The following is a 25,381-nucleotide window of genomic DNA, read 5'->3' as shown; positions in this document are numbered from 1 at the left end:
CGCCGGGGTGCAACAGCCGCCTGTCCGGCTGCCCTTGCACCATCGATGGGCAGTGCATCACGACATGTACATGCCGCCATTCACATGCAGGGTCTCGCCGGTCACGTAGCGGGCCGCCCTGGAGGCGAGAAAACCCACTGCTTCGGCGATATCGGAGGGCTCGCCCAGCGTGCCCAGCGCGATCTGCGAGAGCAGGGCCTGCTTCTGCGCTTCGGGCAGGGCGTCGGTCATGTCGGTCTGGACGAAGCCCGGGGCCACCACGTTGACGGTGATGCCGCGCGAACCGACCTCGCGGGCCAGCGACTTGGAGAATCCGATGATCCCGGCCTTGGCCGCGGCGTAGTTGGCCTGGCCGGCATTGCCGATCAGGCCGATCACCGAGGCGATCGAGATGATCCGGCCGTGGCGGGCCTTCATCATCGGCCGCATCACTGCCTTGCTCAGCCGGTAGATCGGGGTGAGGTTGGTGTCGAGGATGGCCTGCCAGTCATCGTCCTTCATCCGCATCAGCAGCTGGTCGCGGGTGATGCCGGCATTGTTGACCAGGATGCTGGGGCCGCCGAAGGTCTTGCCGACCTCCTCGATGAGCGCCTCGCAGGCGCCGGCCTCGGTCACGTTGAGCACGCGCCCGGCGCCGCCCGAAGCGGCCAGCCGCTCGCCTATGGCGGCGGCCCCAGCCTCTGAGGTGGCGGTGCCGATGACCCTGGCGCCGCGGGCGGCAAGCAGGTCGGCGATGGCGGCACCGATGCCGCGGCTCGCACCGGTGACGACGGCGATCTCGCCGGAGAGGTCGAGGCTGCTCATGCGGCGCTCCAGTCGTTGAGGGCGGCATCGAGGTCCGCCGGCGCGCCGAGGGCGCGGGAGTCGAGCTGCTTGTCGATGCGTTTGCCAAGCCCGCTCAGCACCTTGCCGGGGCCGCACTCGCCGATCCGGGTTGCGCCGTTGGCGGCCAGGGTCTGCACGCAGGCAGTCCAGCGCACCGGCATGAACAGCTGGCGGACCAGCGCGTCACGAATCGCCTCCACGGAGGGCTGCACTGCGCCGTCGACGTTCTGCACCACCGGTATCGAAGGCATCGACCAGGACAGCGTTTCCATGGCCTCGCCCAGCTTCTGCGCGGCCTCGCGCATAAGCGGGGTATGCGAGGGCACGCTGACCGCGAGCTTCACCGCCTTGCGCACGCCGCGCTCCGAAAGCGCTGCCAGAGCTGCGTCGATGCCGGCCGCGGTGCCGCCGATGACGATCTGGCCCGGCGAGTTGTAATTGGCGGCCACGGCCACCTCGGGGGCGCCGATGCCGGCGCAGACTTCCTCGACCAGGGCATCGTCGGCGCCGAGCACGGCCGCCATGGCGCCCTGCCCTGCGGGCACCGCCTCCTGCATCAGACGTCCGCGCTCGCGTACCAGGCGCGCGCCATCGACCAGCGAGAGCGCGCCCGCGGCGACCAGGGCGGCGTACTCGCCCAGGCTGTGACCAGCCAGCTGCGCCGGCTGGGCACCGCCGCCCGCGCTCCACACCCGCCACACCGCGACGCCGGCCGCGAGCAGGGCGGGCTGGGTGAACTCGGTGCGGTTGAGCTGCTCTTCCGGCCCCTCCTGGCTCAGCGCCCAGAGGTCGACGCCGGCGCCTTCGGAGGCCTCGGCGAAGGTGTCCCTGACCAGCGGGTGGGCAGCGGCCAGATCGGCCAGCATGCCCAACGACTGCGACCCCTGTCCGGGGAACACCAGGGCCAGCGGATTGCTCATGCGATGGATGCTCTTGTGTCGCCCTGAGGGCGGGAAAGCCCGGCAGTGTAGCGCCCGACCCCGGTCATCCGTCTGTACGTCGGCGTAGGGGAGACTGGCATCATGCCCACTGGAGCGGCGGCGGGGCCCGACGTGGCGACACTTGAATCGTGGTATGCAAGCGGACGCAGCCTCGAAGCGCTGGGCCGCCGCCTGTTCGTCCGCGAGGGCGGCGGCGGTACGCCGCTGCTGCTGATCCACGGCTTTCCGACCAGCAGCTGGGACTGGGAGGCGGTCTGGCCCGAACTGGCCCACGACCATCGACTGATCGCGCCCGATCTGCTCGGCTTCGGCCGCTCGGACAAGCCGCCGGGCCATCGCTACAGCATCGGCGAGCAGACGGATCTGTGTGTGGAGGTGCTGCGCCAGCTCGGCTTCGATGAGTGCCACGTGCTGGCCCATGACTATGGCAACACCGTGGGCCAGGAGCTGCTCGCCCGGGCCAACGAGGGCCGCCTTGCCACTCGCCTGCACTCGATGGTCTTCCTCAATGGCGGCCTGTTTCCGGAGTGCCACCGCCCGGTGCTGCTGCAGCGCCTGCTGCTCGGCCCCCTGGGCCCGCTGCTGGCAAGGCTGACCAGCCGGCGACGCTTTGCCGCCAACCTCGTCCGCGTGTTCGGCCCGCAGACGCCGCCCAGCGCCGAGCAGGTGGACGGCTTCTGGCACCTGCTCAATGAGAACCACGGCATCGCCGCCCTGCCCCGCCTGCTGCGGTATATCCCCGAGCGCCATGCCCGGCGCGAGCGCTGGGTCGGCGCGCTGATGCAGGCGCGGCTGCCGGTCGGCTTCATCAACGGCAACCTCGATCCGATCTCCGGCGCGCACATGGCCGCGCGCTGGCGCGAGCTGTTGCCCGCGGCCGCCCTGGTCGAACTGGCCGACATCGGCCACTACCCGCAGCTGGAGGCGCCGCAGCGGGTGCTCGAGGCCTATCGTGCACTGCGCGCACGCTTCTCGACGGGCGGAGCATGAACGACGTCCCGTCGCCCCGCCGACCGCTCTCGCCCGCCTCGGTGCCGGCCCTGCTCGACGTGCTGGGCTATCCGCTGCAGGGCGCCGCCCTGGCTGCGCTGGCTGCCATCCTGGCGGTCCGCGCCCTGGCCGCCTTGCTGCCCGGCCCGATCGCCGTGCTCTGCCAGGGCCTGCTCTGGCTGGCCCTGTACAAGTACGCCCTGGAGTGCATGGCGGCGACCGCCCAGGGCCGCCGCGAGTCGCCCGACGTGCTCGCCCACCTCGACGACAGCATCCATCGGCGACATATCTGGGTGCAGGTCGGGGCCCTCGCCCTGCTGGTCGCCGTGATCCTGCTGGCCCCGGACCAGGTCGTCCTGGCAGCGCTCCTCGCCGCCGCCATCCTGCCAGGGCTGATCCTCGCGCTGGCCATCGGCCAGAACCTCGGCGCCGCGCTCAACCCGCTGAACTGGCTAGTGGTGGCGGGACGGCTCGGGCCAAGCTATGTGCTGCTCGCCCTGCTCTGGCTGCTGGTCAGTGCGCTGCAGTTCTCGGGGGCGGGTGTCTTCGCCCTCGGCGGACTGCCCGACTGGCTCGCCTATCCCTGCTTCTATCTGGTGACTCATTACCTCGTGCTCATGCAGTTTCGCTGGATGGGCCTTGCCCTCCTGGCCCATGCCGACCAGCTGGGCTATGAGGTCCGCGTCGCGGAACGCCCCGAGCTGCTGCGCGACCGCGAGCAAGCCGCGGTGCGCCGCGGCATCGCCTCCGCCCGCGAGCTGGGAGACCCCGGCGGGCGCGCCGACGCTCTTCGCGAGGCCGTGCGCCTGGGTGCGGCCGAACCGGTGCAGCGCGAGTACCGCATCGCCCTGCGCGCGGCCGGCCGGCGCGAGGAGCTGGACGCCCACGCCCGGGTCCGGGCGTCCGAGCTGGTCGTGCTGGGCGAGCTCAAGTCCGCGGCCGCTCTGGCCAACGAGGCCCTCCAGGACAACCCGCAGTTCAGCCTGCCCGAGGCCGAACCGCTCGAGCGCCTGCTGGACCACCTCGAACGCCTTGGACAGTGGCGCAACGCCCTGGCCCTGGCCCTGAACTACCGGCGCAGCTTCCCCAAACGCCGCGACAGCCTGCGCCTGGCAAGCCGCGCTGCCGGCATTCTCGCCGACCAGCTGGACGAGCCCGCGGAGGCGGCCGCGCTGCTCGACGAGGCTCTTGAACAGGCCGTTCCACTGGGCGAGCAGGCTCCGCTGGAAGCACTACGACAGCGTCTGGCCAGCGGGCTCCCGCTGCGCTCGCCGATCAGGCCGTCAGGTTAGGGGCGGCACCGGGAATTTCCTGAACGGTCATCCTGCGGCGGACAGCTGGCATATGCTTGGGACCTGAGCACTTCGCCGGAACCCCATGGCCGCGCCGCAGCCCGAATATTCGCCCGAGGAGCTGCACGAGCTGCTCAGCGGACTGATGCCGGAGATCCCCGGCTACCGGGTGCTGCGCCTGCTCGGGCGCGGCGGCATGTCCTACGTGTATCTGGGCGTGCAGGAGTCACTGGACCGCCAGGTGGCGATCAAGGTGATCCAGCCCGAGGCCCTGCGTGACGAGATCAGCAAGCTGCGCTTCGAGCGGGAGGCGCAGATCATCGCCAAGCTGCAGCATCCCTGCATCGTCGGCATCTACGAGATCGGCCGCACCGAGCACGGCCTGCTCTACTACGTGCTGCCCTACCTCTCCAAGGGCCACCTCGGCCAGCGCGACCTGCGCGATGACCAGCGGGCGATCGTCGAGGTGCTGCGTGCCCTGCTCTGGGCCCTCGACTACGCGCACGGCCGTGGCGTCGTGCACCGCGACGTCAAGGCCGAGAACGTTCTCTTCGACAATGCCGACCGTCCCCTGCTGACCGATTTCGGCATCGCCCTCAGCCGCCGCGACCGCTCGCGGGTGACTGGCCGCGGCCTCGCCGTCGGCAGCGGCGGCCACATGGCGCCCGAGCAGGCCCGCGGCGAGTCGGTCGATGGCCGCGCCGACCTGTACAGCCTCGGCATCCTCACCTTCGAGATGCTGACCGGCTACCTGCCATACAAGAACTCCGACCCGCTGGGCCTTGCCCTGATGCATGCGGTCGATCCGCTGCCGGCGCTGCCCGAGGCACTGGCCCACTGGCAACCCTTCATCCACAGGGCGATGGGCAAGTTGCCCAAGGACCGCTACCCTGACGCCCGGGCGATGATGGTCGCGCTGGACGAAGTGGAAGCGGCGATCCACCGCCTCGGCCTGCCCGAGTCTCCGGGCGCCGGGTCCCGGCAAAGCTGGCACGCCCTGGGTAACTGGGCCCGCGCCACCCGTGAACGGCATCAGGCCCAGCTGGCGGCCGCCGCGAGCACCGAGCCTGCGGCAACCGCCGACCCCCAGCCGGAGCCGCCGCAGGAGCCCAATCCGGCGTCCCGCGCGCTGGCTGCCCGGGTGCAGAACCTGCGCCGCCGTGCCGACGAGAGCACGGCACACCTGCGCGAGCAGTCGCGACTCGTGGGCGCGCGTGCCCGCGCCTCGCTGCGCGGCATCGACCGCAACCGCATCGGACAGGCCACGGCGGTGATCGCGCTGCTCGCAGCCGGCCTGCTGATCTGGAGACTCTGGCCCGAAGCACAGGCCCCTGCGCCGACGGCCTTCGAGACGCCGGCAAACGGCGTGGTGACCCAGGAGCTTCCGGACCGCGCCGCCGACGCCGCACCGCCCGGCCCTGAGGCCGCCGGCACCGGAGCAGACCGGTTCGAGCCGATCCAGCTCGAGCAGGAAAGCGCTTCCGGTGAGCCGGACGCCCCGGATCCGCTGGCCGAACTGCCCGCCGATGAGCGCCTGCTGGCCTTCGCCGAGGAGCAGATCGCCCGCCGCAGTCTCAGCCAGCCCCCGGGCAACAATGCCTACGAGTCGCTGCTGGCTGCCGAATCGCTCTCCGCCGATCCGGCCCGCCTTGCCGAACTGGGTGATGCCTGGCTGCAGGCGGCCACGCCGTATATCGCCGGCGCGCTGGCCGAGGGCCGCGACGACTCCGCCCTGGCCCTGCTGGAGCGCGGCCGCGAGCTGGCCAGGCGCCTGCGCCTGCAGGACGCGCCGGCGCTCGGTGCGCTGCGCGAAGCCCTGTCGACCCCGCTGATCGCCCGCTTCGAGGCCCTCACCCGGGCCCGCGATGTCGACGCACTGGCGACCCTGAAGGCACGGATCCTGACCCTCGGTCTGCCGTCCGAATGGTTCGAGCCGCACTGGTCGCGCAAGCTGATCCTCGCGCGCCCCGGCGAGCCGCTGCCGGGCGCCCCGCAGTGGCGCCTGGTCAGTCTGCCCGAGGGCCGGCAGGCCGGCCTGGCCATGCTGAGCACCCCGGTCAGCGTGTCCGAGTACGCCGCGTTCGCCCGCGACAGCGGGCGCGGCCCGGCAAACTGCCGGGTGCGCACGGCAATGCTGACCCTGAAGAAACGCAGCTGGCAGGATCCGGGCTTTGCCCAGCAGGGCGATCATCCCGTGGTCTGCGTCAGCCCGGCCGACGCCCGCGCCTATGCCAGCTGGCTGGGCGCCCGCGAGGGCGCCACGGTCCGCCTGCCCGCCGGCGCCGAGTGGAATCGCCTCGCCGGTCACGGCGTGGCCTGCGCGCCGGGCGCTTCATGCAGCCGCGAGGGCACCCGCGGCGGCGCCCAGTCCGCGGCCTCGGCGCTGGGCATCCACGCCAGCCGCGGCAATGTCCGCGAGTGGGTGGCCGAGCCCGGTGCCGCCCAGCGCGGCGAGAGCTGGCGCGATGTCGTCGACCGCCGCGCCGGCCGCGGCGACGACGCCCTCGACGCCTCACGCGGTTACGACGACATCGGCTTTCGGGTCGTGCGCAGCGTGCCGGCGGCCGAACTGGAAGTCGCCATCCCACCCCGCCGCTAGTTCGCCCGCGCCTCGCATCACCCCTCTGGCGGCGCGGCGCCGGAAGGGCAAGACTTCGCTTCCCGGGCCGGGTGCCCGCCCTCTGTCCGGATCGCCCCTTGCTGACCACGACCGAGCTGTATCTGATAGCCATGCTGGCCGTCTTCGGCCTGCCCTATCTGGTCTGGCGGCTGGGCCGCACCGACTACTACGCCCCGCTGGTCGTGGTCCAGATCGTCTGCGGCATCCTGCTCGGTCCGGGCATCCTCGGTGCCGCCCTGCCGGAGCTGCACGCCACGGTCTTCTCGCCCGCGGTCATCAGCGCCCTCAACGGCATTGCCTGGTGGGCGGTGATGCTGTTCGTCTGGGTCGCCGGGATCGAGCTCGACCTGCACGAGGCCTGGTCGCAGCGGCGCGACACCGCGGTCACCGCCTCCCTGGCGCTCGGCATGCCCCTGCTCGCCGGGGCCATCGCCGCCTTGGCGCTGCTGGCCTGGGGCGGCGGCTGGATCGGACCCGCGGCCAGCCCGTGGCAGTTCGTCAGCGGCGTCGGCATGGCCTGCGCCGTGACCGCGCTGCCGATCCTGATCCTGTTCCTGGAAAAGCTCGGGCTCCTGCGCCAGCCCCTGGGCCAGCGCGTGCTGCGCTATGCCAGCCTCGACGACATCGCGGTCTGGGCGGTGCTCGCCCTGGTCCTGCTCGACTGGCAGAGGATCGGGCGCCAGGCGGTGTTCCTGGTCGGCTTCTCGCTGGCGGCCTGGATGCTGCACGCGCTGATGCGACGGATCGAGGAGCGCGACCGCTGGTTCGTCTCGATGATCTGGCTGGCGGCGGTTTCGCTCGCGGCCGACTGGTGCGGCCTGCACTTCATGGTGGGCGCCTTCCTCGCCGGTGCGGTGATGGACTCACGCTGGTTCGACCAGGCGCGCATGGATCTGTTTCGGCACCACGTACTGCTGGCGCTGATGCCGGTGTTCTTCCTGTCCACCGGGCTGCGCACCCACTGGAGCATGGGCGGCGCCGCGGTACTGATGGCCGCGGCCCTCCTGCTGCTCGCCTCGGTGGGCGGCAAGCTCGCCGGCGTGCACCTCGCCGGACGGCTGCTTGGCTGGCGGCGGGGCGAAGCCGCACTGATTGGCTGGCTTCTGCAGACCAAGGCACTGATCATGATCATCTTCGCCAACGTACTGCTGGACAAACAGGTGATCAGCCCGGACCTGTTCACCGCCCTGCTGCTGATGGCCGTGGCCAGCACCATGCTGACCATTCCAATGGTCGCGCCGCGCCTTGCGGCCCATCGCGGCGAAACCGAACACCCGGCCCGGCCCGTCGCCGGCCCCGGATCCATGGAGCGCTGATGTACCTGCCACGCCGATTCGCCGAGACCGACCCCGCCGAGCTGGATGCCCTGCTCGCCCGCGACGCCTTCGTCACCCTGGTGACCGTGGATGCCGAGGGATTGCCCTTCGCCAGCCACCTGCCGGTGCTGCACCGCTGGGAAGGCGAACGCCTGCTGCTCGAGGGTCACTGGGCCCGGCCCAATCCGCAGGCCGGCCACCGCGGCCCGGCGCTGGCCATCGTCCACGGCCCGCATGCCTATGTCTCGCCAACCTGGTACACCGACCCCCGCGCCCAGGTGCCGACCTGGAACTACGCCGTGGCCCACCTGTCCGGCCCCCTCGCTCCGTTCGAGGAGACCGAAGCGCTTCAGACCCTGGTGGCGGAACTGTCGGCGAAGTACGAGGAGGCAGTGGGCAGCGACTGGCGCTTTCCAGGTTCGGCGCCGGACACGCTCTCCGACCTGCGCGGCATCATCGGCTTCCGACTCGAAGTCGAGCGCCTGCAGCTGAAGTTCAAGCTCAACCAGAACCACCCCGAGGCCAATGTGGTGGGTGCGGCGGCGGCGCTGGAACGCCTCGGCGGCGAGTCGGCCGAGGTCGCGGCGCTGATGCGCGAGCGGCTGGCCCGCCGACCCGCCCGGGCGTGATAGCGTTCCCTTCGATCGGGCGAAGGGAGCACAACACATGGACCTTGACCTTGCAGGACGCCATGCCCTGGTCTGCGGCGGCTCGGCCGGCATCGGCGGTGCCAGCGCCCGCGAACTCGCCCTGCTCGGTGCCCGCGTCACCCTGCTGGCCCGGCACACCGAGGGCCTGGAGCAGGCGCTCGCCGCCCTGCCTGCGCCGCGCGGCCAGGTCCACGCCGCGCACGCCCTGGACCTTGGCGATGGCCCGGCCCTGGCCGCGCTGATCGCCGGGCCGCTGTCCGCCGGCGACGTCGACATCCTGGTCAACAACAGCGGCGGTCCGCCCGGCGGCCGGCTGCTTGAGGCGCCGCTGGAGGCTTTCGAGAAGGCCTTCGCCCCGCACCTGATGGCCGCGCACCGGCTGATCCAGGCCTTGGTCCCGGGTATGCGCCGTCGCGGCTTCGGTCGCATCGTCAATATCGTCTCGACCTCGGTCTATGAGCCGATTCCGGGGCTCGGCGTGTCCAACACCCTGCGCGCAGCGGTGGCCGGCTGGGCCAAGACCCTGTCGCGGGAGCTGGCAGCGGAGGGCATCACCGTCAACAACGTGCTGCCCGGGTACACCCGCACCCGGCGCATCGACGAGATCATCGGCGCCCGGGCAGAGAAGGAAGGCCGCGAGGCCGGACAGGTCGAGGCCGACATGCTGGCCCACGTCCCGGCCGGCCGCATGGCCGAAGCGGCCGAGGTCGCCGCAGCGGTCGCCTTCCTCGCCTCACCGGCGGCCGCCTACATCAACGGCATCAGCCTCGCCGTCGACGGCGGGCGCATGCAGTCGATCTGAGCGCGGCAGCCATGCGCGAAGTCCTGAACCAGATTGGCGGCGTCGCCCAGTCCGCGCGGGACGGCCGCTTTCTGGATGTGTTCGACCCGGCCACCGGCGAAACGATCGCCCGGGTGGCGCGCAGCGGCGCCGACGATGTCGAGCAGGCGGTGACCGCAGCCCGGGCGGCCCAGCCGGCCTGGGCCGCGCTGCCGCACTCCGCACGCGCCGCCTGGTTGACCCGCCTTGCCGACGCGATGGACGCCGAGGCCGAGGCCTTCATCGCGCTTGAGGCACTCGACACCGGCAAGCCGATCGCCCTGATCCGCGACATCGAGTTTCCCCGCGCGCTGGCCAACCTGCGCTTCTTCGCCGCCGCCATCACCCAGTGGGCCTCGGAGTCGCACCACGGCGAGGTCGGCCTGAACTACACGCTTCGACAGCCGCTCGGCGTGGTGGCCTGCATTTCGCCCTGGAACCTGCCGCTGTACCTGTTCAGCTGGAAGATCGCGCCGGCCCTGGCCTGTGGCAATGCCGTGGTCGCCAAGCCGAGCGAGATCACGCCGCTGAGCGCTACCCGGCTGGTCGAGCTGGCCAGCGAGACCGGTCTTCCACCTGGGGTGCTCAACCTCGTCCACGGACAGGGCGACGAGGCCGGACGCGCACTGGTCGCCCATCCCGGCGTGCGCGCGGTGAGCTTCACCGGCAGCACCCGGGTTGGCCGAGAGATCGGCCGCACCTGCGGCGAACAGCTGAAGAAGGCCTCGCTGGAACTGGGCGGCAAGAACGCCTGCATCGTCTTTGCCGATGCAAGGCCGGAGGGGCTGGCCGCGACCCTGCTGCGCGCCGGCTGGCAGAACAGCGGACAGATCTGCCTGTGTGGCTCGCGCCTGCTGGTCCAGCGCTCGGCCTACGAGGGCCTGCGCGAGGCCCTGGTCGAAGAGGCCCGGAACTGGACGGTCGGCGACCCGCAGCAGCCTGCAACGAGGATGGGGCCGCTGGCCTCCCGGGCCCAGTTCGACAAGGTGCAGGCCGCGCTGGACAGCGCACGGCAGGCCGGCGCGCGGATCCTCTGTGGCGGCCAGGCGGTGCGCCCCGAGGGCCGCTGCCGCAACGGCTGGTTCCAGGCCCCGACCCTGATCGAGGCGCTGCCCGAAGACAGTCCGCTGCACCAGCAGGAGATTTTCGGCCCGGTGATCGTGCTGCAGCCGTTCGAGGACGCCGAGGACGCGCTGCGACTTGCCAACGGCACCGCCTACGGGCTCTCGGCCAGCGTCTTCACCCGGGACCTTGGCACCGCCCACGACATGGCGGCCCGGCTGCGCGCCGGCATCGTCTGGGTCAACGGCTGGATGGCCCGTGACCTGCGCACACCCTTCGGCGGCATGGGCGACTCCGGAATCGGTCGCGAGGGCGGCGTCGAATCGCTACGCTTCTTCACCGAACCCAGGAACGTGTGCCTGACCCTATGAGCCCTCCGCAGAACGTCCTCAAGAAGAACAAGGAATGGTCCGCGCGGATGCTTGCCGAGGACCCGCAGTTCTTCAAGCGACTCTCCGCCCAGCAAGCGCCCCGCTTCCTCTGGATCGGATGCTCCGACTCCCGGGTGCCCGCCAATCAGGTCTGCGACCTGGCGCCGGGCGAGGTGTTCGTCCATCGCAACATCGCCAATGTGGTCTCCCATGGCGACCTCAACTGCCTGTCGGTCATGCAGTTCGCCGTCGACATCCTCAAGGTCAAGCACGTCATCGTCTGTGGCCACTACGGTTGCGGAGGCGTGCACGCGGCCTTGGCCGGCACGCGCGTCGGGCTGGCCGACAACTGGCTGCGGCACGTCGGCGACGTCGCCCACCAGCACCAGGAGATCCTCGGCGCCTGCGAGCTCGAGTCGCTGCGCCACGCCAAGCTCTGCGAGCTCAACGTCATCGAGCAGGTGGTCAACGTCTGCCAGACCACCGTGATCCAGGATGCCTGGGCGCGAGGCCAGTCGATCACGGTGCACGGCTGGATCTATGGACTGCTCGACGGGCGCATCCGCGAGCTCGGCTTCGGCGTCAATGCGCCGGAGGCGGTCGACAAGGCGTATGCCGAAGCCGTCTCCAGCGTCCGCGCGGGCAAGACCGCGCCATGAGCGACGGGATCTCCGCACAGGCCGCGCCGCGCCCGGTGGGCAGCTACCCACACGCGCGCCGGGTCGGCGAGCTGCTGTTCCTCTCCGGAATCGGCCCACGCAACCCGGCCGACAACAGCATCCCGGGCAACCAACACGACGCCGAAGGTCGGCTCGTGCGCCACGACATCGCCCTGCAGACCCATGCGGTGATCGCCAATGTGCGTGCCGTGCTGGAGGCCAGCGGCGCGGGCCTCGCCGACCTCGTTGACGTCACCGTCTACCTCACCGACATGGCCCACGACTTCGACGCCTACAATGCCGTCTGGGCGGAATACTTTCCGGACCCGGCCAACGCCCCCTGCCGCACCACGCTGGGCATCGAGCGCCTGCCGACGCCAATCGCCATCGAGCTGAAGTGCCTGGCCCGGGTGAGCGAGGGATAATCGGGCCGTCGACGCCCTGATCGCCAGCAAGCTGGCTCCTACACGAGCGACCTGACTGTAAGAGCCAGCTTGCCGGCGATCCGGAGCACAGCGGTCGCCAAGGAGTCCGACCATGCTCAGCCCCCCTATCAACCTCCAGGCCTGGATCGACGAGCACCGCCACCTGCTCAAGCCGCCGGTGGGAAACAAATGCATCGTCGACGGCGACTTCATCGTGATGATCGTCGGCGGGCCCAACTCGCGCAGCGACTACCACTACGACGAAGGCCCCGAGTTCTTCTACCAGCTCGAGGGCGAGATGGTCCTGCGCGTGCAGGAGGACGGCACCGCACGCGACATCCCGATCCGCGCCGGCCAGCTGTTCTACCTGCCGCCCCGCGTGCCGCATTCGCCGCAGCGCATGGCTGACTCCATCGGCCTGGTCATCGAGCGCCGCCGCCTGCCCCACGAGCAGGACGGTCTGATGTGGTTCTGCGAGCGCTGCAACACCAAGCTGTACGAGGAGTACTTCCCGCTGACCGACATCGAGAAGGACTTCCCGCCGGTCTTCCAGCGCTACTACGCCTCGATCGAGGCGCGGACCTGCAGGGCCTGCGGCACCGTCCAGGCCCCGCCGCCAGGGCGGGGTTGACGGGACGAAGCCGAGCTTTGGGTGCGAGGCAGACCTTCCGCAGAACCCTAATGTACAAGGAGCCAGCTTGCTGGCGATAGGCGCCCCGGTCGCGACGATCGCCAGCAAGCTGGCTCCTACGTGCAACGGGATTTCCGGGTCCGGTTTGCGCCGAAAGGTAGACCTTGCCGCAGTCAAATTGTGGGAGTGCCCTTGGGCGCGACCGCGCCCCATCGGATTCACCACAAACCGAGGTCGGAGCGGATCTCCGCGGTCGCGCCCAAGGGCGCTCCCACAGTCGGGCTTCGTTGGGCGTCAGCGAAGCCCCATAGGGTGCGCCTTGGGCGCACTGGTAAGGGCGTTCGGACGCTACGCCCGGTGCGGTCAGCCGCACCCTAAGAATGCCTTCTTCGCGCCCTGACTGAGCATCCGCTTGAGCGGCGAGCCACTATTCGAATCCGTCGCGGAAGATCCGGTTGGCGTCGAGCGGCTCGAGCGCGCCGAGGCTGGGGCTGGCCGGGCGCGGGTCCCCGAGCAGGTCGTCGGGGGGCATCTGCGCTGCCAGCGCCTGGCCGATGCCGGCGCCGGTCGGCTGCGGACGGCCGTAGCGCTCGGCCAGATCACGGAATACATCGGCAATACGCGCCTGGCCGCCGGCGAAGCGCCCGCTGCCCGGCTGCCATACCGGGGTCACCAGACCGGTCTGGCCGGGCAGGCCCGGGTCGCCGCGCACCGGCTCCGGATCATCTTCGGGGTTGATCAGCTCGGCACCGCTGCTGGGCAGGGTCGAGCCGCCGTTGAACACCAGATTGCGCCGGAAGATGAAGCTTGCGGTATCCGCCGGAGGGGTGGTCGAGAACTTGCCCATGGTTCCGGTCGGGTCGGACCAGATGTTGTTGTACAGAAGCAGGTTCTGCATCACCGGATTGGCGCCCTCGCGGTTGAAGCGGAAGGCGTATTCCAGTGCCGGCAGGTTGCCGGCGATGGTGTTGGCCCGGAACACCACGTCGCGACAGCCCTTGACGCCGAAGGCCGAACGCATGGTGGCAGCGCTGTTGCCGAGCATCAGGTTGTTCTCGACCACGAGGTCGAAGGCCTCGAAGCTGGCCGTGCCGTCCTCGCCGCAGAGGACGAAGTTGGTCCCGGTGTTGCCTTGCCAGTTGAAGAACAGATTGCGCCGGATGCGCACGTTGGAGGCGCCGGTCACGCCGTCGCTGCTTCCGTTGGAGTCCTTCACCACGACGAAGCTCGAGGTGTCGTTGCCATTGACCCGGCCGGAGGCGGCGAAGTCGTTGAAGAACACGTTGCCCTCGACCAGCACGTCGGTGACGCTGTTGATGTCGATGTGCTCGTCGCTGCCCTGCTGGTTGTAGAACAGGTTGCCGAGCACGCGGACCTGCTCCGCGCCGTTGTTGATCTTCAGCAGGTCGTTGTTGAAGCTGTCGTGGATGACGTTGTCGGCCAGCGTGATATTGCGGGTCGGCTGTCCGCCGATCGCCTGCAGCTGGACCACCAGCCCGCCGGCTCCCGGGCCGGCATGGGCGATGTCGAAGCCCTCGATGCGGATGCCTTCGACGCCGACGGTATCGCTGAACACGGTCAGCACGGTGGCGGTGTGGCGGAGCTGGGCACGGTAGGGCTCGGACGAGCGGATGGTGACCGCCGGATCGAAGCGACCGCGGATGCGGATGCGGCCGTCGTAGCGGCCAGGCGCCACCAGGATCAGGTCACCCGAGGCGGCCCGGTCGAGGGCGAAGGTGATCGTGGCGAAGGGCTGGGCCTGGCTGCCCCGGCCTTCGGCGTCTAGGCCGTCGGTGGCGACGTGCAGGGTCGTCTGCGCCAGAGCCGGAAAAGCCAGCGCCCAGAGCAGCAGGATGATCGCGCGCATGGCGTGCCTTGGCTTGGGCCGCGACCAGTGTGCACCGGCCTGGCCTGCGGCCGGGCGCCGCCGGTCGGCGCCAGCGGCCGCGCGGGCGGTCAACGCCGCGGCGGCGGCTTGCGCTTGAAGCCGCCAGGCTTGCCGGGCGGCCGCCCCGGGCGCCGTGCTCCGCCACGCGGCCCTAGGCCTTCGGGCTCCTGCTCGTTCTCTCCCGCGGGGCGGATCTTCAGGCGCTGCCCGGCCACCCAGACCGACTTGAGGTGTTCGATCAGGTCGTCGGGCACCTGATCCGGCAGATCGACGAGGCTGAATCCCTCGCGGATGTCGATCCGCCCGATGTAGCGGCTCTCGATGCCGGCCTCGTTGGCGATGGCGCCGACCAGATTGCCCGGTTTCACCCCGTGGCGGTGGCCCACCTCGACCCGATAGCTGCGCATGCCGGCCTCGGGCGCGCGCTGCGGCCGATGCGGCATGCCGTCGGCGTCGTCGAAGTGGTGGCGTTCGCGGATCAGCTTCGGCGAGCCAGGCGACCGCTCTTCGCGGCCGCGCTCCGGGCGGTCGGGACGCTCCGCACGCGGCGGGCCGGCCTCGCGCTCGCGCCGGGCCGGCGGCTCCAGCAGCAGCGGGCTGTCGCCCTGCAGCAGCCGGGCCAGCGCCGCGGCCACCTCGACGGCCGGGACGTTGTGCTCGGTCTCGTAGCGCTCCACCAGGGAACGGTAGAGCTCCAGCCCTCCACGCTCCAGGGTGTCGGTGATGCGACTGAGGAACTTGGCCACGCGCTGGTCGTTCACCGCCTCGACGCTGGGCAGGACCATCTCGGCGATCGGCTGCCGGGTGGCGCGCTCGATGGCGCGGAGCATGCCCTTCTCGCGCGGGGTGACGAACAGGATCGCCTCGCCGCTGCGTCCGGCGCGGCCGGTGCGGCCGATGCGGTGGACGTAGCTCTCGGTGTCGTAGGGAATGTCGTAGTTCAGCACGTGGCTGATCCGCTCGACGTCGAGACCGCGGGCGGCGACGTCGGTGGCGACCAGGATGTCCAGCTGGCCCTCCTTCAGCCGCTGGATGGTGCGCTCACGCTGCGGCTGCGCGATGTCGCCATTGATGGCCGCCGCGGAGAAGCCGCGCGCGGCGAGCTTCTCGGCCAGCTCCTCGGTGGCCTGTTTGGTGCGGGCGAAGATGATCATCGCCTCGAACGGCTCGGCCTCGAGGATGCGGGTCAGCGCATCAAGCTTGTGCAGTCCGCTGACCCACCAGTAGCGCTGGCGGATGTTCGCCGCCGTGGTGGTCTTGGCCTTGATGCTGATCTCGACCGGGTCGCGCAGGTAGGTCTGCGCGATGCGCCGGATCGGCGGCGGCATGGTCGCCGAGAACAGCGCCACCTGGCGCGACTCGGGCAGCTTCTTCAGCACTGCCTCGACGTCGTCGATGAAGCCCATGCGCAGCATCTCGTCGGCCTCGTCGAGGACCAGGGTGCGCAGGGCGGACAGGTCCAGCGAGCCGCGCTCGAGGTGGTCGATCACCCGACCGGGCGTGCCGACCACCACCTGCACACCGCGGCGCAGCGCGCCCAGCTGCGGCCCGTAGCTCTGCCCGCCGTAGATCGGCAGGACATGGAAGCCGTCCATGCCGGTGGCGTAGCGCTGGAAGGCCTCGGCCACCTGGATGGCCAGCTCGCGGGTCGGCGCCAGCACCAGGCACTGCGGCAGTCGGGCGCCGGGGTCGAGACGGCTGAGCACCGGCAGGGCGAAGGCTGCGGTCTTGCCGGTGCCGGTCTGCGCTTGGCCGAGCACGTCGCGCCCCTCGAGCAGCGGCGGGATGGTGGCGGCCTGGATCGGCGAGGGCGTTTCATAGCCCACCGCGGCCAGCGCAGTGACCAGTTGCGGGGTCAGGCCCAGCTCGGAGAACGCCGGCACGCCGTCGGAAGATTCGTGGGAAGTCATCGCTTGCGGCCTTGAAAGGAAGGCCCACAGTCTAGAGGTCGGCGGGGGCGCTGGCATCCGCTGTCTTGACGCGGGGGCCGCGCGGGCCACGGCGGGCGGACCTCGACCGCCCGGACCGCGTGACGCCGGCCACCTTTGCCAAGCCCTGCATCTCGCGCCACACTGGCGCGGTCAGAGGGGGAAGCGCCATGTCCAGCACCGCAAAACCCGGCCTGTTCAGACGCCTCTTCGGTGGAACCGAGAGTTTCGTGGAACGTCGCCGCCGACCGCGCAGCCCGCCGCCGGATGGCACCCGAGCCCTGATCATCGACGACTCCAACACCGTACTGGCGGTCCTCGGCAAGATGCTGAGGCAGAACGGCTATCTCACGAGCACCGCACAGGACGCCGAATCCGGCATCCAGCTGGCCCGCAGTGAACGTCCCGACGTCGTGTTCCTGGATATCGTCCTGCCCGGCATGAACGGATTCGCCGCCCTGCGCGCGCTCAAGCGCGACCCCGAGACCCGCGACATTCCGGTGATCATGATGAGCGGCAACATGCAGGCCACCGAGCAGTTCTACGCCCAGCGGATCGGCGCCGACAGCTTCCTGAAGAAGCCCTTCCCCCGCGCGGAACTGTTCTCCCATCTCGAGCGCCTGCTCGATGCGTCGCGCCTGCCTACCGCGCTGGACGACGGCGATCCGGGACCGAGCGTGGTCGACAACAGCGAGGGCAACTGAGCGTGGGATCCGTGCGCCGGCTGTCCGGACTGGTCCTTGCCGTGCTGGCGGCGCTGCCGCTGCCCGTCGCAGCGGCGTCGCTCTCCGGCCAGGTCCGGCTCGACAGCAGCGGACAGGCCCTGCGCGCCAGTGAGGCCGCCGATGCGGTGGTCTACTTCCGCCCCGACGCCGCATTCGAGCCTCCGGCGCCGATGCCGCCGCAGAGCATGAGCACCCGCCGCAAGCAGTTCCTGCCAAGAGTAATGGCGATCACCCCGGGCACCGAGGTGGCCTTCCCCAACCAGGATCCGATCCTGCACAACGCCTTCTCCAGCTCCGCCGGCAACCAGTTCGATACCGGGGTCTACGGCGCCGGTGAAGGCAGCCGGCACCGCTTCGACACGCCGGGGCTGGTCAAGGTCTACTGCAACGTTCACCACGCGATGTCGGCGCACATCCTGGTGCTCGATGTGCCCTGGTTCACCCGCCCCGATGCCGAGGGCCGCTTCCGTCTCGACTCCCTGCCCGAGGGCCCCGGCACGCTGGTGGTGTTCCACGACCGCGCCAGCATCTGGCAGAAGCGAGTGGAGATCGGCGGGGCCCCGACCGAGGTCGAGGTCCAGCTGTCACTGACCCGACGCAAGGTGCCGCCACACATGAACAAGTTCGGAAAACCCTACGGCCGCGGCGTCAACCGCTACTGATCGCGCTGCGCGCCGGCCGCCCCAACCGCAGGCTTCCATTGACCACCCAGGACCGTTGAGCGATCCCGCCTCCACCCGCCGCCTGCCGCTCGCCACGCGCATGTTCCTGCTGGTGGCCGGCCTGCTGTTGCTGGCCATTGGTGCCGCGGTCTGGGTCAGCTTCCGCCAGGGCGCGGCGGTGGCCGAACGGGCGGTGCGTCATGCGCTGGAGTCCAGCGCCACGGTTCAGCAGGAGTTTGCCAGCCAGCGCCTCGCCGAGGTGGAACTCAAGGTTCAGCTGATCGCCGCCGACGCGCCCTTCGTCAACTACATCAGCGAGTCGCAGGGCGGCGTGCCCGGCGCCGCCCCGGCGGGCCTTGCCGAAACCGCCTCGATCTACGACCTGCTGGTCGAGCGCCAGGAGGCCTTCGGCTTCGACCTCGGCATGGTGCTGGACCCCCTCGGCCAGGTGCTTGCCCGCAGCGACCAGCCCGAGCCGATCGAGGAGTCTCTGGCGGCTGATCCCTTCATCGCCTCAGCGGTGGAGCCGATCACGCCGATCAGCGGCTACTGGCGGATGGGCAGCGCGCTCTACCAGGCGGCGGTCTGGCCGCTGGACCAGGGCGGCGACCTGGTCGGTTTCCTGATCGTCGCCCGGGCCATCGACCTGGCCATGGCCGAACGCATCCGGGCAATCAGCGATGCCGACATCGCCTTCCTGCTGCCGCGCGACGATGGCATCGTGATCGGTGCCTCCTCGCTCGCGGCCAACGAGCTGGCCGACCTCGATGCGGCGCTTCGCCGCGAAGGGTCGGAGCTCGGCGAGGCGGTCCGCCGAACCGGCGCGCTCGAGCGCAGCGAACTGCAGCTGGCCGGCTCGCGCTGGGTGGCGCGCCTGCGGCCGCTGTCGCTGGAAGGCGGCGCCGAAGTCGGCTCGGCCCTGCAGCTGACCTCGCTCGATCGCGCCGAAGCAGGCTACCGCGCGATCCTCAATACGGTGGCTGTCGCGGGCCTCGCCGCCCTGCTCGTCGCCCTGCCGCTGAGCCTGCTGCTCGCCCGGACCACCCTGCGCCCGCTGCGCGACATGGCTCGCGCGGCCAAGGACGCGGTGTCCGGCAACTACCAGACGCGCTTCCATCTGGAAGGTCGCGATGAACTGGCCGAACTCTCGCGCGCCTTCGACAGCCTGCTCTCGGATCTTCGCGGAGAGCGCGACATCGAGTCCTACGTCACCCACCTCTCACGGCTGCTCCCCGAACCGGGAGACGAACCGGAAACCGCGGGCGCGGCCGGAGACCTGCCTGCCTCACGCTGGCTGGGCGGCCTGTTGCTGCTGGTCGACCTGCGCTCTGCCCTGCCCACCGAAGGCGAGCGCGCGGCGCGACAGGGCGCGGTGCGCGAGTTGCTCGACGCGCTGGCAGGCCTTGCCGAGGACCATGGCGGGCAGCTGCCGGCCGCCTTCGGCACCGACGCCCTGCTGGTTTTCGAAGGCGATCAGGCCCTGGTCTCCGCCTTGCACGTGCTGCGCGGTGCGCTGGCAGACCACCCGGGCCTGCGCGCCGCGATCGGCGAGGGCGAGCTGCTGGTCGAGGTCGGCGCGGCCGGCCGGCCGGATATCGCCTGGGGCGCGGCCCTGCACGGCGTCGAGCGGCTGCTGGCCGAAAGCGGCGCAGGCTGGTTGCTGCTCTCCCGCCCCCTCGGCGAACGACTCCGCAGCGAGCTTCCCGAAGTGGAACGCAAGGTGGTGAAGGGCGCACTCAGCGGCAAACCCTACTATGCCGTGGCCCGCTCTGCCCTGTCCGGCCTGCCGGCCAGCCCGCCCCAGCCGCGCGCGCCCCGGGCGACGGCCAGCGCGGCCACCGTTGAGCGACCGGCCGCGCGCGGGGGCGACGCCCAGGCCCTCGTGCCCGGGCAGCGGCTGAGCGGACGCTTCCGGGTGCTCTCCGTGCTCGGCAGCGGCGGCATGGGCGTGGTCTACAAGGCCCGCGACCTGGAGCTTGACGACGTTGTCGCGCTGAAGATGCTCAAGCCCGACGCCCTGCGCGACCGCGACCAGCTCGAGCGCCTGAAGAGCGAGATCAAGCTGGCCCGCCGGATCACCCATCCAAACGTGCTGCGCACCTTCGACTTCGGTGAGATCGAAGGCATGCCTTTCATCAGCATGGAATACGTACGCGGCATGACCCTGCGCTACCTGCTGCAGCAGAGCGGCTCGGTGCCTTATACCGCCGCGCTGCGCATCGCCCGCCAGCTCTGCGCGGGCCTTGAGGCCGCCCACGACGTCGGCGTCCTGCACCGCGACATCAAGCCGGAAAACCTGATCCTCGAGGCCAGCGGCAACGCCAAGCTGATGGACTTCGGCATCGCCCGCCCGATCCGCCGCATCGCGCCTGGACAGACCGAGCCCGGGATGTACGTCGGCACCCCAGCCTATTCGGCGCCCGAGCAGCTGGCCGGCGAGGACGTCGACCACCGCGCCGACATTTTCGCCAGCGGCGTGCTGCTCTGCGAAATGTTCTGCGGCCGCCTGCCCTTCCCCGGCAGCACCACGGTGGAAATCTACATGGCGCAGATGCAGGGCGAGACGCCCTCGCCGCGCGAGCTGAAGCCGGACCTGCCCGAGGCCCTCGACGCGATCATCCTGCGCTGCCTGCAGCGCCGCCGCGAGGACCGCTACCAGTCCGCCACCGAGCTGGGGCGCGCGCTTTCCGCGCTGCGTGCCTGAGCCGCGAGGAAAGCCGATGCCGCGCCCGAGCCCCCGTCCCGCCCGACTCCCCAGCCGCTCGCTGTGCGGGCTTCTGCTGGCGCTCGTGACCGCGGCCGCTGGCGCACAGGAGATCGACCCCTTGCTGCAGTCGGCCGAGTTCGAGGACCAGCCGGTCCGGAGCGCCTGGCGGGCCACCGGCGATCTCGCCCTGCGCGCGGAATCCACCCACGGTTTCAGCAACCGTGAGGACATCGAACGCCTGCGCTCGCGACTGCGCGCCGGCCTCGTCCGCGACGATGGGACGTGGACGCTGCGCGCGGTAGCCAAGTTCGGACTCGGCAGCGATGACAACGCCGACAACCTGCGCAACCTCGACAACGAGAAGTCCGACGGCGTGGGCATCGACGAGTTCGCCGTCGGCTGGCGCGGCGATACGCTGCAGTGGCAGCTGGGCAAGAGTGTCCTGCCCCTGGCCTTCACCCCGCTGACCTGGGATCGCGACCTGCGCCCGATTGGCGCCAGCCTGCAGCACGAACGCCCGATCGGCGACTTCCACCGCTTCGTCGCCCAGGCCGGCTACTTCGCCCCTGACCATCTGGGCGAGGACGACTCGCGACTCGCCGCCGCGCAGTTCTCCTGGTTCCTCAACGAAGGCGGCGTGTTCTCAGGCGAGCTGCACGCCGGCTACTGGCACTACGACCGGCTTGAGTCGACCCGTCGCAGCGGCCTGATGCGCAGCAACCGCGTGGTCGACGGGCGCCTGGCCAGCGATTTCGAACTGATCAACCTGCAGGGCGCCGTGCGCCGGATGTTTGGCGAGCGGCCGCTGGAACTGCGTCTTGACCTGGTCGACAACCTCGGCGCCGATCGGGACGGCCGCGGCGCGCGCTTCTCGATCGTCTACGGCAGCGCCCTGATCCCCGGCCAGTGGGAGATCGCCAGCGCCTTCCAGCGCATCGGCCGCGACGCCGTGCCGGCGGCCTTCAACGAGGATGACTGGTGGTTCCATAGCGCGGCGCGCGGGGTGATGCCCTGGATTGCCTACGGCATCGACGAAACCTGGAGCCTGCAGCTGTCCGGCTTCTTCGAGCGCGCCGATGGCCGCGACGAGCGCATCGACCGCTATCTGCTCGACCTGCGCGCGCGCTGGTAGACCCGGGGTCATGGCGATGTTCACCCACGATCGGCGATGATCGCGGGCTGTCCCACACGCCACGGGAGGCGCCATGTCCCACACCCTGATCCTCGGCAGCAATCGCGGCATCGGCCTTGAGCTGGTCCGCCGGCACCTCGATCGCGGGCACAGCGTGACCGCCACCTGCCGCCAGACGAGCAAGGCGCTTGACGCCACCGGCGCCACCGTCATCGAAGGCATCGACCTGCGCCACACCGACGACCTGATCCGCCTGCGCGACACGCTGGACCGGCCGGTGGACCGACTGGTTGTGTGCGCCGGCATCCTGCGCGGCGACCGCCTTGAGTCGCTGGCGGATGAGGGCTTTGGCGGCGTCTCCGAGCAGCTCGCCGGCAATGCGCTGGCGCCGCTGCAGGCCGTGGTGACCTTGCTGCCGAAGCTGGCCAAGGGCGCGCGGGTCGGTCTGATCACCAGCCGCATGGGCTCGATCGCCGACAACGGATCGGGCGGCCAGTACGGCTACCGCATGTCCAAGGCCGCGCTGAACGCCGCTGGCCGCAGCCTGGCCATCGACCTCGCCCCGCGAGACATTCATGTCGCCCTGCTGCACCCGGGCTTCGTCCGCACCGAAATGACCGGCGGCCGCGGCGATGTGGAAGCATCCGAGTCGGCCGAGTCGCTGGCCCAGCGCCTTGACGAGCTGGATGCCTCGCGCAGCGGGCGCTTCTGGCATGCCAAGGGTGAGGAGCTGCCCTGGTAACCATGCACGCCGATGCCGCGCGGCGCCGCGCCTTCTTCCAGATCCACTTCTGCGTGCTGCTGTGGGGCTTTACCGCCATCCTCGGCAAGCTGATCAGCCTTGCCGCCCTGCCCCTGGTCTGGTGGCGGATGCTCCTGGTCAGCGTGGCCCTGCTGCTGCTGCCGCGGGTGGTCCGCGCGATCCGCGCCCTGCAGACACGCCTGCTGCTGGCCTATGCCGGAATCGGCGTACTGGTCGCCCTGCACTGGGTGACCTTCTATGCCGCGATCAAGCTGGCCAATGCCTCGGTGGCCGCCACCTGCATCGCCCTGGGCCCGGTCTTCCTGGCCGTGGTCGAGCCGCTGATGCAGCGCCGCGGCATCGCCTGGCGCGATCTGCTGCTCGGCGTCACCATGCTGCCGGGCGTGGCCCTGGTGGTTGGCGGCATCCCTGATGCCATGTGGTACGGGGTATTGATCGGTGTGCTCTCGGCCCTGCTGGTGGCGATCTTCGGCAGCCTCAACAAGCTGCTGGTCGAACATGCCGATCCGCTGGCGGTCACCAGCATCGAACTGGGCGCCGGCACCGCCGCCCTGACCCTCCTTGCCCCCCTGCTCGCCCTGCTGCTCCCCGAGCAGGCCGGCGTGGCGCCCTGGACCCTGCCCGGGCAGCAGGACTGGCTCTGGCTCGCCCTGCTCGCCTTCGGCTGCACCCTGCTGCCCTTCGCCCTTTCCCTGGTCGCGCTGCGCCAGCTCAGCGCGTTTTCCGCCCAGTTGGCGGTCAACCTCGAGCCGATCTACGCCATCGCCCTCGCCGCCCTGATCTTCGGCGAGCAGCAGGAAGTGCAGTGGACCTTCTACGCCGGCGCCGCCATCGTCGTCGCCGGCGTCTTCCTGCATCCCCTGCTGCACCGTCCCACCGGCCAGCCGGAAAGCCCCGAGATGCTCGCCGTGGCCGAGAGCAAGACGCTGGATTAGCGCGCGGCGAGAGGCCGTTTCGGGCGCGAAGCGGACATCCATAGGGTGCGGCTGGCCGCACCGGGCATACCTTCCAAACGCCCGTATCGGTGCGCCAAGGCACACCCTATGGGGCTTCGCCGACGCGCAACGAGCCCGACTGTGGGAGCGCCCTTGGGCGCGACCGCGGAAATCCGCTCTGGCCGCGGTCTGTGGTGAATCCGTAGCGCTGCGGTCGCGCCCCTGGACACTCCCACAATTTGACTGCGGCAAGGCCTACTTGGCGGCGCAGACCGGGCCTGGCAACGCCGTCGCACGTAGGAGCCAGCTTGCTGGCGATAGGCGCCCCGGAAGGGACGATCGCCAGCAAGCTGGCTCCTACATTCGGGTTTTGCGGAAGGTCTGCTTTGCGCCCGAACCGTGCGCCTTCGCCAGCCTCCCAACGAAGCGGCGGGTATGAGCGGGCTCGCCCGCGACCGCAACGCCGCGGGTCTGCCGCGGACTGCGGCCGGAGCGACCGTCCGCGGTGGCGCTGAAGGGCGCTCCTGCAGGAATCCCGCCACTTGACGGGCCTGGGCGGACGTTGAGGATGCGCCCGGATCGAGCCTTCTCTCAGACTCCGAGGCTGCGCTCGCACCAGGCCAGCAGCGGGCCGGAGAACACACCGAGTACCAGCATCAGCGCGGCGTTGATGGTGAACAGCCAACGCAGCTGGACGTCAGCCGAGGGCTCGGCCTCGACGCCGTCGGCGGGCGGGTCGAAGAACATGACCTTGATCACCCGGATGTAGTAGTAGGCACCGATCACGGCGAAGACCACGGCGGTGATGGCAAGCCAGATCATGTCGGCGTCGACGGCGGCGCGGATGACGGCGAGCTTGGCCCAGAAGCCGAGCAGCGGCGGCAGGCCGGCCATCGACCCCATCAGCAACATGACGCAGGCGGCGTACATCGGATGGCGCTTGCCGAGGCCGGCGAAGTCGCTGATCTCCTCGGCCTCGAAGCCCTTGCGGGCCAGCAGCAGGATGCCGGCGAAGGCGCCCGCGGCCATGATCGCGTAGCAGATGGCGTAGAACATCGCCGCCGAGAATCCGACCGCGGTGCCGTTGGCAAGGCCAAGGAACAGGAACCCGACATGCGAGATCGTCGAGTAGGCCAGCATGCGCTTGAGGTTGGTCTGGGCGATCGCGATCACGTTGCCGATGGCCAGCGAAGCCACCGCCAGCCAGGCGATCAGGGTGCGCCAATCGGCCTCGATGCCGCCGGCCGCGCCGTCGAGCAGGCGGTAGGCCATGCCGAAGGCGGCGAGCTTGGGCGCCGAGCCGATGAACAGCGTGATCGCGGTCGGCGCGCCCTGGTAGACGTCAGGCAGCCACATGTGGAAGGGCGCGGCGCCGAACTTGAAGGCGATGCCGACCAGAACGAACACCACACCGAGCAGGAACAGCGTCTGCTGGGCATCAAGTTCCAGCGAAGCGAAACGGATGCTGGCAATGTCCAGGCTGCCGGTGGCGCCGTAGATCATGCTCATGCCGTAGAGCAGCATGCCCGAGGCCAGCGAACCGAGGACGAAGTACTTCATCGCCGCTTCGGAGGCGCGCTTGTTGTCCCGGTCGATGGCAACCAGGGCGTATGACGACAGCGCCAGCAGCTCAAGGCCGAGGTAGACGGTCACGAGGTTGCCCGCCGAGACCAGCACCATCATGCCGAGGACGGCAAACAGCACCAGGACGTGGAACTCGCCGCGGAACAGCTTGCGCTCCTGAAGATAGGCCTTGGCGTAGACGATGGAGGCCGCGCTGACCACGATGATGAACAGTTTCAGCGCATCGGCCACGCCGTCGCGGATGAACATGCCGCCGAAGGCGGTCACGCTGACCTCGGACGGCGCACGCACCAGCAGGGCCGCGGTCGAGGCGAGCACCGCGAGCGACAGGAAGTGGGTCAGCCCGCGGCGCGATTCGCTGATGAACAGGTCGATCAGCAGCAGGGCGCAGGTCGCGCTGAGCAGGAAGATTTCTGGAAGCAGCGGGGCCAGGTCGGCGGCATTCATCGCGGAAG

General features: G+C 70.3%; 21 protein-coding genes. 16 read left to right on the top strand and 5 right to left on the bottom strand.

Annotated features, from left to right (window positions below):
* Window positions 1-57: 57 nt before the first annotated feature.
* A complete protein-coding gene (fabG, locus tag M0G41_RS13690) occupies window positions 58-804 on the bottom strand; it encodes a 3-oxoacyl-ACP reductase FabG (protein WP_248210330.1) in 747 nt (248 codons plus the stop codon).
* Window positions 801-1,745, bottom strand: a complete 945-nt coding sequence (gene fabD / locus M0G41_RS13685) for an ACP S-malonyltransferase (protein ID WP_248210329.1) — start codon at window positions 1,743-1,745, stop codon at window positions 801-803. Before fabD ends, fabG begins: the two co-directional genes overlap by 4 nt.
* A 102-nt stretch (window positions 1,746-1,847) precedes the next feature.
* On the opposite strand from fabD, the gene M0G41_RS13680 reads away from it, so the two are divergent.
* From M0G41_RS13680 to M0G41_RS13635, 10 genes are all read left to right on the top strand, one after another.
* Window positions 1,848-2,756, top strand: a complete 909-nt coding sequence (locus M0G41_RS13680) for an alpha/beta fold hydrolase (RefSeq protein ID WP_248210326.1) — start codon at window positions 1,848-1,850, stop codon at window positions 2,754-2,756.
* A complete protein-coding gene (locus M0G41_RS13675; RefSeq protein ID WP_248210323.1) occupies window positions 2,753-4,048 on the top strand; it encodes a hypothetical protein in 1,296 nt (431 codons plus the stop codon). Before M0G41_RS13680 ends, M0G41_RS13675 begins: the two co-directional genes overlap by 4 nt.
* Window positions 4,049-4,133: 85 nt before the next feature.
* Window positions 4,134-6,647, top strand: a complete 2,514-nt coding sequence (locus M0G41_RS13670; RefSeq protein WP_248210322.1) for a bifunctional serine/threonine-protein kinase/formylglycine-generating enzyme family protein — start codon at window positions 4,134-4,136, stop codon at window positions 6,645-6,647.
* 98 nt (window positions 6,648-6,745) lie between these two features.
* The gene (locus tag M0G41_RS13665) at window positions 6,746-7,984 is read left to right on the top strand and encodes a cation:proton antiporter (RefSeq protein ID WP_248210320.1); all 1,239 of its coding nucleotides are present in this window, start codon (window positions 6,746-6,748) and stop codon (window positions 7,982-7,984) included.
* Window positions 7,984-8,613, top strand: a complete 630-nt coding sequence (locus tag M0G41_RS13660; RefSeq protein ID WP_248210319.1) for an FMN-binding negative transcriptional regulator — start codon at window positions 7,984-7,986, stop codon at window positions 8,611-8,613. The genes M0G41_RS13665 and M0G41_RS13660 overlap by 1 nt, the downstream gene beginning before the upstream one ends.
* A gap of 37 nt (window positions 8,614-8,650) precedes the next feature.
* Window positions 8,651-9,436, top strand: a complete 786-nt coding sequence (locus tag M0G41_RS13655; protein WP_248210318.1) for an SDR family oxidoreductase — start codon at window positions 8,651-8,653, stop codon at window positions 9,434-9,436.
* Between the two features lie 11 nt (window positions 9,437-9,447).
* Window positions 9,448-10,887: an aldehyde dehydrogenase gene (locus M0G41_RS13650; protein WP_248210317.1), complete on the top strand. Its 1,440-nt coding sequence runs from the start codon at window positions 9,448-9,450 to the stop codon at window positions 10,885-10,887.
* The gene (can, locus tag M0G41_RS13645) at window positions 10,884-11,546 is read left to right on the top strand and encodes a carbonate dehydratase (protein ID WP_248210316.1); all 663 of its coding nucleotides are present in this window, start codon (window positions 10,884-10,886) and stop codon (window positions 11,544-11,546) included. The genes M0G41_RS13650 and can overlap by 4 nt, the downstream gene beginning before the upstream one ends.
* Window positions 11,543-11,971, top strand: a complete 429-nt coding sequence (locus M0G41_RS13640) for a RidA family protein (protein ID WP_248210315.1) — start codon at window positions 11,543-11,545, stop codon at window positions 11,969-11,971. The genes can and M0G41_RS13640 overlap by 4 nt, the downstream gene beginning before the upstream one ends.
* A gap of 112 nt (window positions 11,972-12,083) precedes the next feature.
* Window positions 12,084-12,602, top strand: coding sequence for a 3-hydroxyanthranilate 3,4-dioxygenase (locus M0G41_RS13635; RefSeq protein ID WP_248210312.1), 519 nt, complete (start codon window positions 12,084-12,086; stop codon window positions 12,600-12,602).
* Window positions 12,603-13,029: 427 nt separating this feature from the next.
* Here the strand turns inward: M0G41_RS13635 and M0G41_RS13630 are convergent, their stop codons facing one another.
* Both M0G41_RS13630 and M0G41_RS13625 read right to left on the bottom strand, forming a co-directional pair.
* A complete protein-coding gene (locus tag M0G41_RS13630; RefSeq protein ID WP_248210311.1) occupies window positions 13,030-14,469 on the bottom strand; it encodes a right-handed parallel beta-helix repeat-containing protein in 1,440 nt (479 codons plus the stop codon).
* Window positions 14,470-14,558: 89 nt separating this feature from the next.
* Window positions 14,559-16,400: a DEAD/DEAH box helicase gene (locus M0G41_RS13625; RefSeq protein WP_248210308.1), complete on the bottom strand. Its 1,842-nt coding sequence runs from the start codon at window positions 16,398-16,400 to the stop codon at window positions 14,559-14,561.
* 188 nt (window positions 16,401-16,588) lie between these two features.
* Here M0G41_RS13625 and M0G41_RS13620 point away from each other — a divergent pair, with 188 nt between their 5' ends.
* The 6 genes from M0G41_RS13620 to M0G41_RS13595 all read left to right on the top strand — a co-directional run bounded on the left by M0G41_RS13620 (window position 16,589) and on the right by M0G41_RS13595 (window position 23,342).
* Entirely contained in the window at window positions 16,589-17,122 is a 534-nt protein-coding gene (locus M0G41_RS13620) for a response regulator (protein ID WP_248210306.1), read from the top strand.
* Window positions 17,123-17,124: 2 nt separating this feature from the next.
* Entirely contained in the window at window positions 17,125-17,805 is a 681-nt protein-coding gene (locus M0G41_RS13615; protein WP_248210304.1) for a cupredoxin domain-containing protein, read from the top strand.
* A gap of 55 nt (window positions 17,806-17,860) precedes the next feature.
* The gene (locus tag M0G41_RS13610) at window positions 17,861-20,509 is read left to right on the top strand and encodes a protein kinase domain-containing protein (protein ID WP_248210301.1); all 2,649 of its coding nucleotides are present in this window, start codon (window positions 17,861-17,863) and stop codon (window positions 20,507-20,509) included.
* 16 nt (window positions 20,510-20,525) lie between these two features.
* Complete coding sequence (locus M0G41_RS13605) at window positions 20,526-21,644, top strand: putative porin (protein ID WP_248210299.1); 1,119 nt, start codon at window positions 20,526-20,528, stop codon at window positions 21,642-21,644.
* 73 nt (window positions 21,645-21,717) lie between these two features.
* Entirely contained in the window at window positions 21,718-22,386 is a 669-nt protein-coding gene (locus tag M0G41_RS13600; protein WP_248210297.1) for an SDR family oxidoreductase, read from the top strand.
* 2 nt (window positions 22,387-22,388) lie between these two features.
* Window positions 22,389-23,342: a DMT family transporter gene (locus M0G41_RS13595; RefSeq protein ID WP_248210296.1), complete on the top strand. Its 954-nt coding sequence runs from the start codon at window positions 22,389-22,391 to the stop codon at window positions 23,340-23,342.
* 591 nt (window positions 23,343-23,933) lie between these two features.
* On the opposite strand, the gene nuoN is transcribed toward M0G41_RS13595, so the two are convergent.
* Entirely contained in the window at window positions 23,934-25,373 is a 1,440-nt protein-coding gene (gene nuoN, locus M0G41_RS13590) for an NADH-quinone oxidoreductase subunit NuoN (RefSeq protein ID WP_425511255.1), read from the bottom strand.
* Window positions 25,374-25,381: the final 8 nt, after the last annotated feature.

Origin of the sequence: Pseudomarimonas salicorniae, from assembly GCF_023156535.1 — a bacterium.
GTDB classification, from domain to species: Bacteria; Pseudomonadota; Gammaproteobacteria; order Xanthomonadales; family Xanthomonadaceae; genus Pseudomarimonas; species Pseudomarimonas salicorniae.
The sequence above is the reverse complement of the archived record's forward strand: the minus strand, read 5'-3'. Positions and strand labels throughout refer to the sequence as shown.

Excerpts from the sequence above, each read along its gene's own strand:
- fabG (WP_248210330.1), bottom strand. The coding sequence starts at position 804 with ATGAGCAGCCTCGACCTCTCCGGCGAGATCGCCGTCGTCACCGGTGCG.
- fabD (WP_248210329.1), bottom strand. The coding sequence starts at position 1,745 with ATGAGCAATCCGCTGGCCCTGGTGTTCCCCGGACAGGGGTCGCAGTCG.
- M0G41_RS13680 (WP_248210326.1), top strand. The coding sequence starts at position 1,848 with ATGCCCACTGGAGCGGCGGCGGGGCCCGACGTGGCGACACTTGAATCG.
- M0G41_RS13675 (WP_248210323.1), top strand. The coding sequence starts at position 2,753 with ATGAACGACGTCCCGTCGCCCCGCCGACCGCTCTCGCCCGCCTCGGTG.
- M0G41_RS13670 (WP_248210322.1), top strand. The coding sequence starts at position 4,134 with ATGGCCGCGCCGCAGCCCGAATATTCGCCCGAGGAGCTGCACGAGCTG.
- M0G41_RS13660 (WP_248210319.1), top strand. The coding sequence starts at position 7,984 with ATGTACCTGCCACGCCGATTCGCCGAGACCGACCCCGCCGAGCTGGAT.
- M0G41_RS13655 (WP_248210318.1), top strand. The coding sequence starts at position 8,651 with ATGGACCTTGACCTTGCAGGACGCCATGCCCTGGTCTGCGGCGGCTCG.
- M0G41_RS13650 (WP_248210317.1), top strand. The coding sequence starts at position 9,448 with ATGCGCGAAGTCCTGAACCAGATTGGCGGCGTCGCCCAGTCCGCGCGG.
- can (WP_248210316.1), top strand. The coding sequence starts at position 10,884 with ATGAGCCCTCCGCAGAACGTCCTCAAGAAGAACAAGGAATGGTCCGCG.
- M0G41_RS13640 (WP_248210315.1), top strand. The coding sequence starts at position 11,543 with ATGAGCGACGGGATCTCCGCACAGGCCGCGCCGCGCCCGGTGGGCAGC.
- M0G41_RS13635 (WP_248210312.1), top strand. The coding sequence starts at position 12,084 with ATGCTCAGCCCCCCTATCAACCTCCAGGCCTGGATCGACGAGCACCGC.
- M0G41_RS13630 (WP_248210311.1), bottom strand. The coding sequence starts at position 14,469 with ATGCGCGCGATCATCCTGCTGCTCTGGGCGCTGGCTTTTCCGGCTCTG.
- M0G41_RS13625 (WP_248210308.1), bottom strand. The coding sequence starts at position 16,400 with ATGACTTCCCACGAATCTTCCGACGGCGTGCCGGCGTTCTCCGAGCTG.
- M0G41_RS13620 (WP_248210306.1), top strand. The coding sequence starts at position 16,589 with ATGTCCAGCACCGCAAAACCCGGCCTGTTCAGACGCCTCTTCGGTGGA.
- M0G41_RS13605 (WP_248210299.1), top strand. The coding sequence starts at position 20,526 with ATGCCGCGCCCGAGCCCCCGTCCCGCCCGACTCCCCAGCCGCTCGCTG.
- M0G41_RS13600 (WP_248210297.1), top strand. The coding sequence starts at position 21,718 with ATGTCCCACACCCTGATCCTCGGCAGCAATCGCGGCATCGGCCTTGAG.
- M0G41_RS13595 (WP_248210296.1), top strand. The coding sequence starts at position 22,389 with ATGCACGCCGATGCCGCGCGGCGCCGCGCCTTCTTCCAGATCCACTTC.
- nuoN (WP_425511255.1), bottom strand. The coding sequence starts at position 25,373 with ATGAATGCCGCCGACCTGGCCCCGCTGCTTCCAGAAATCTTCCTGCTC.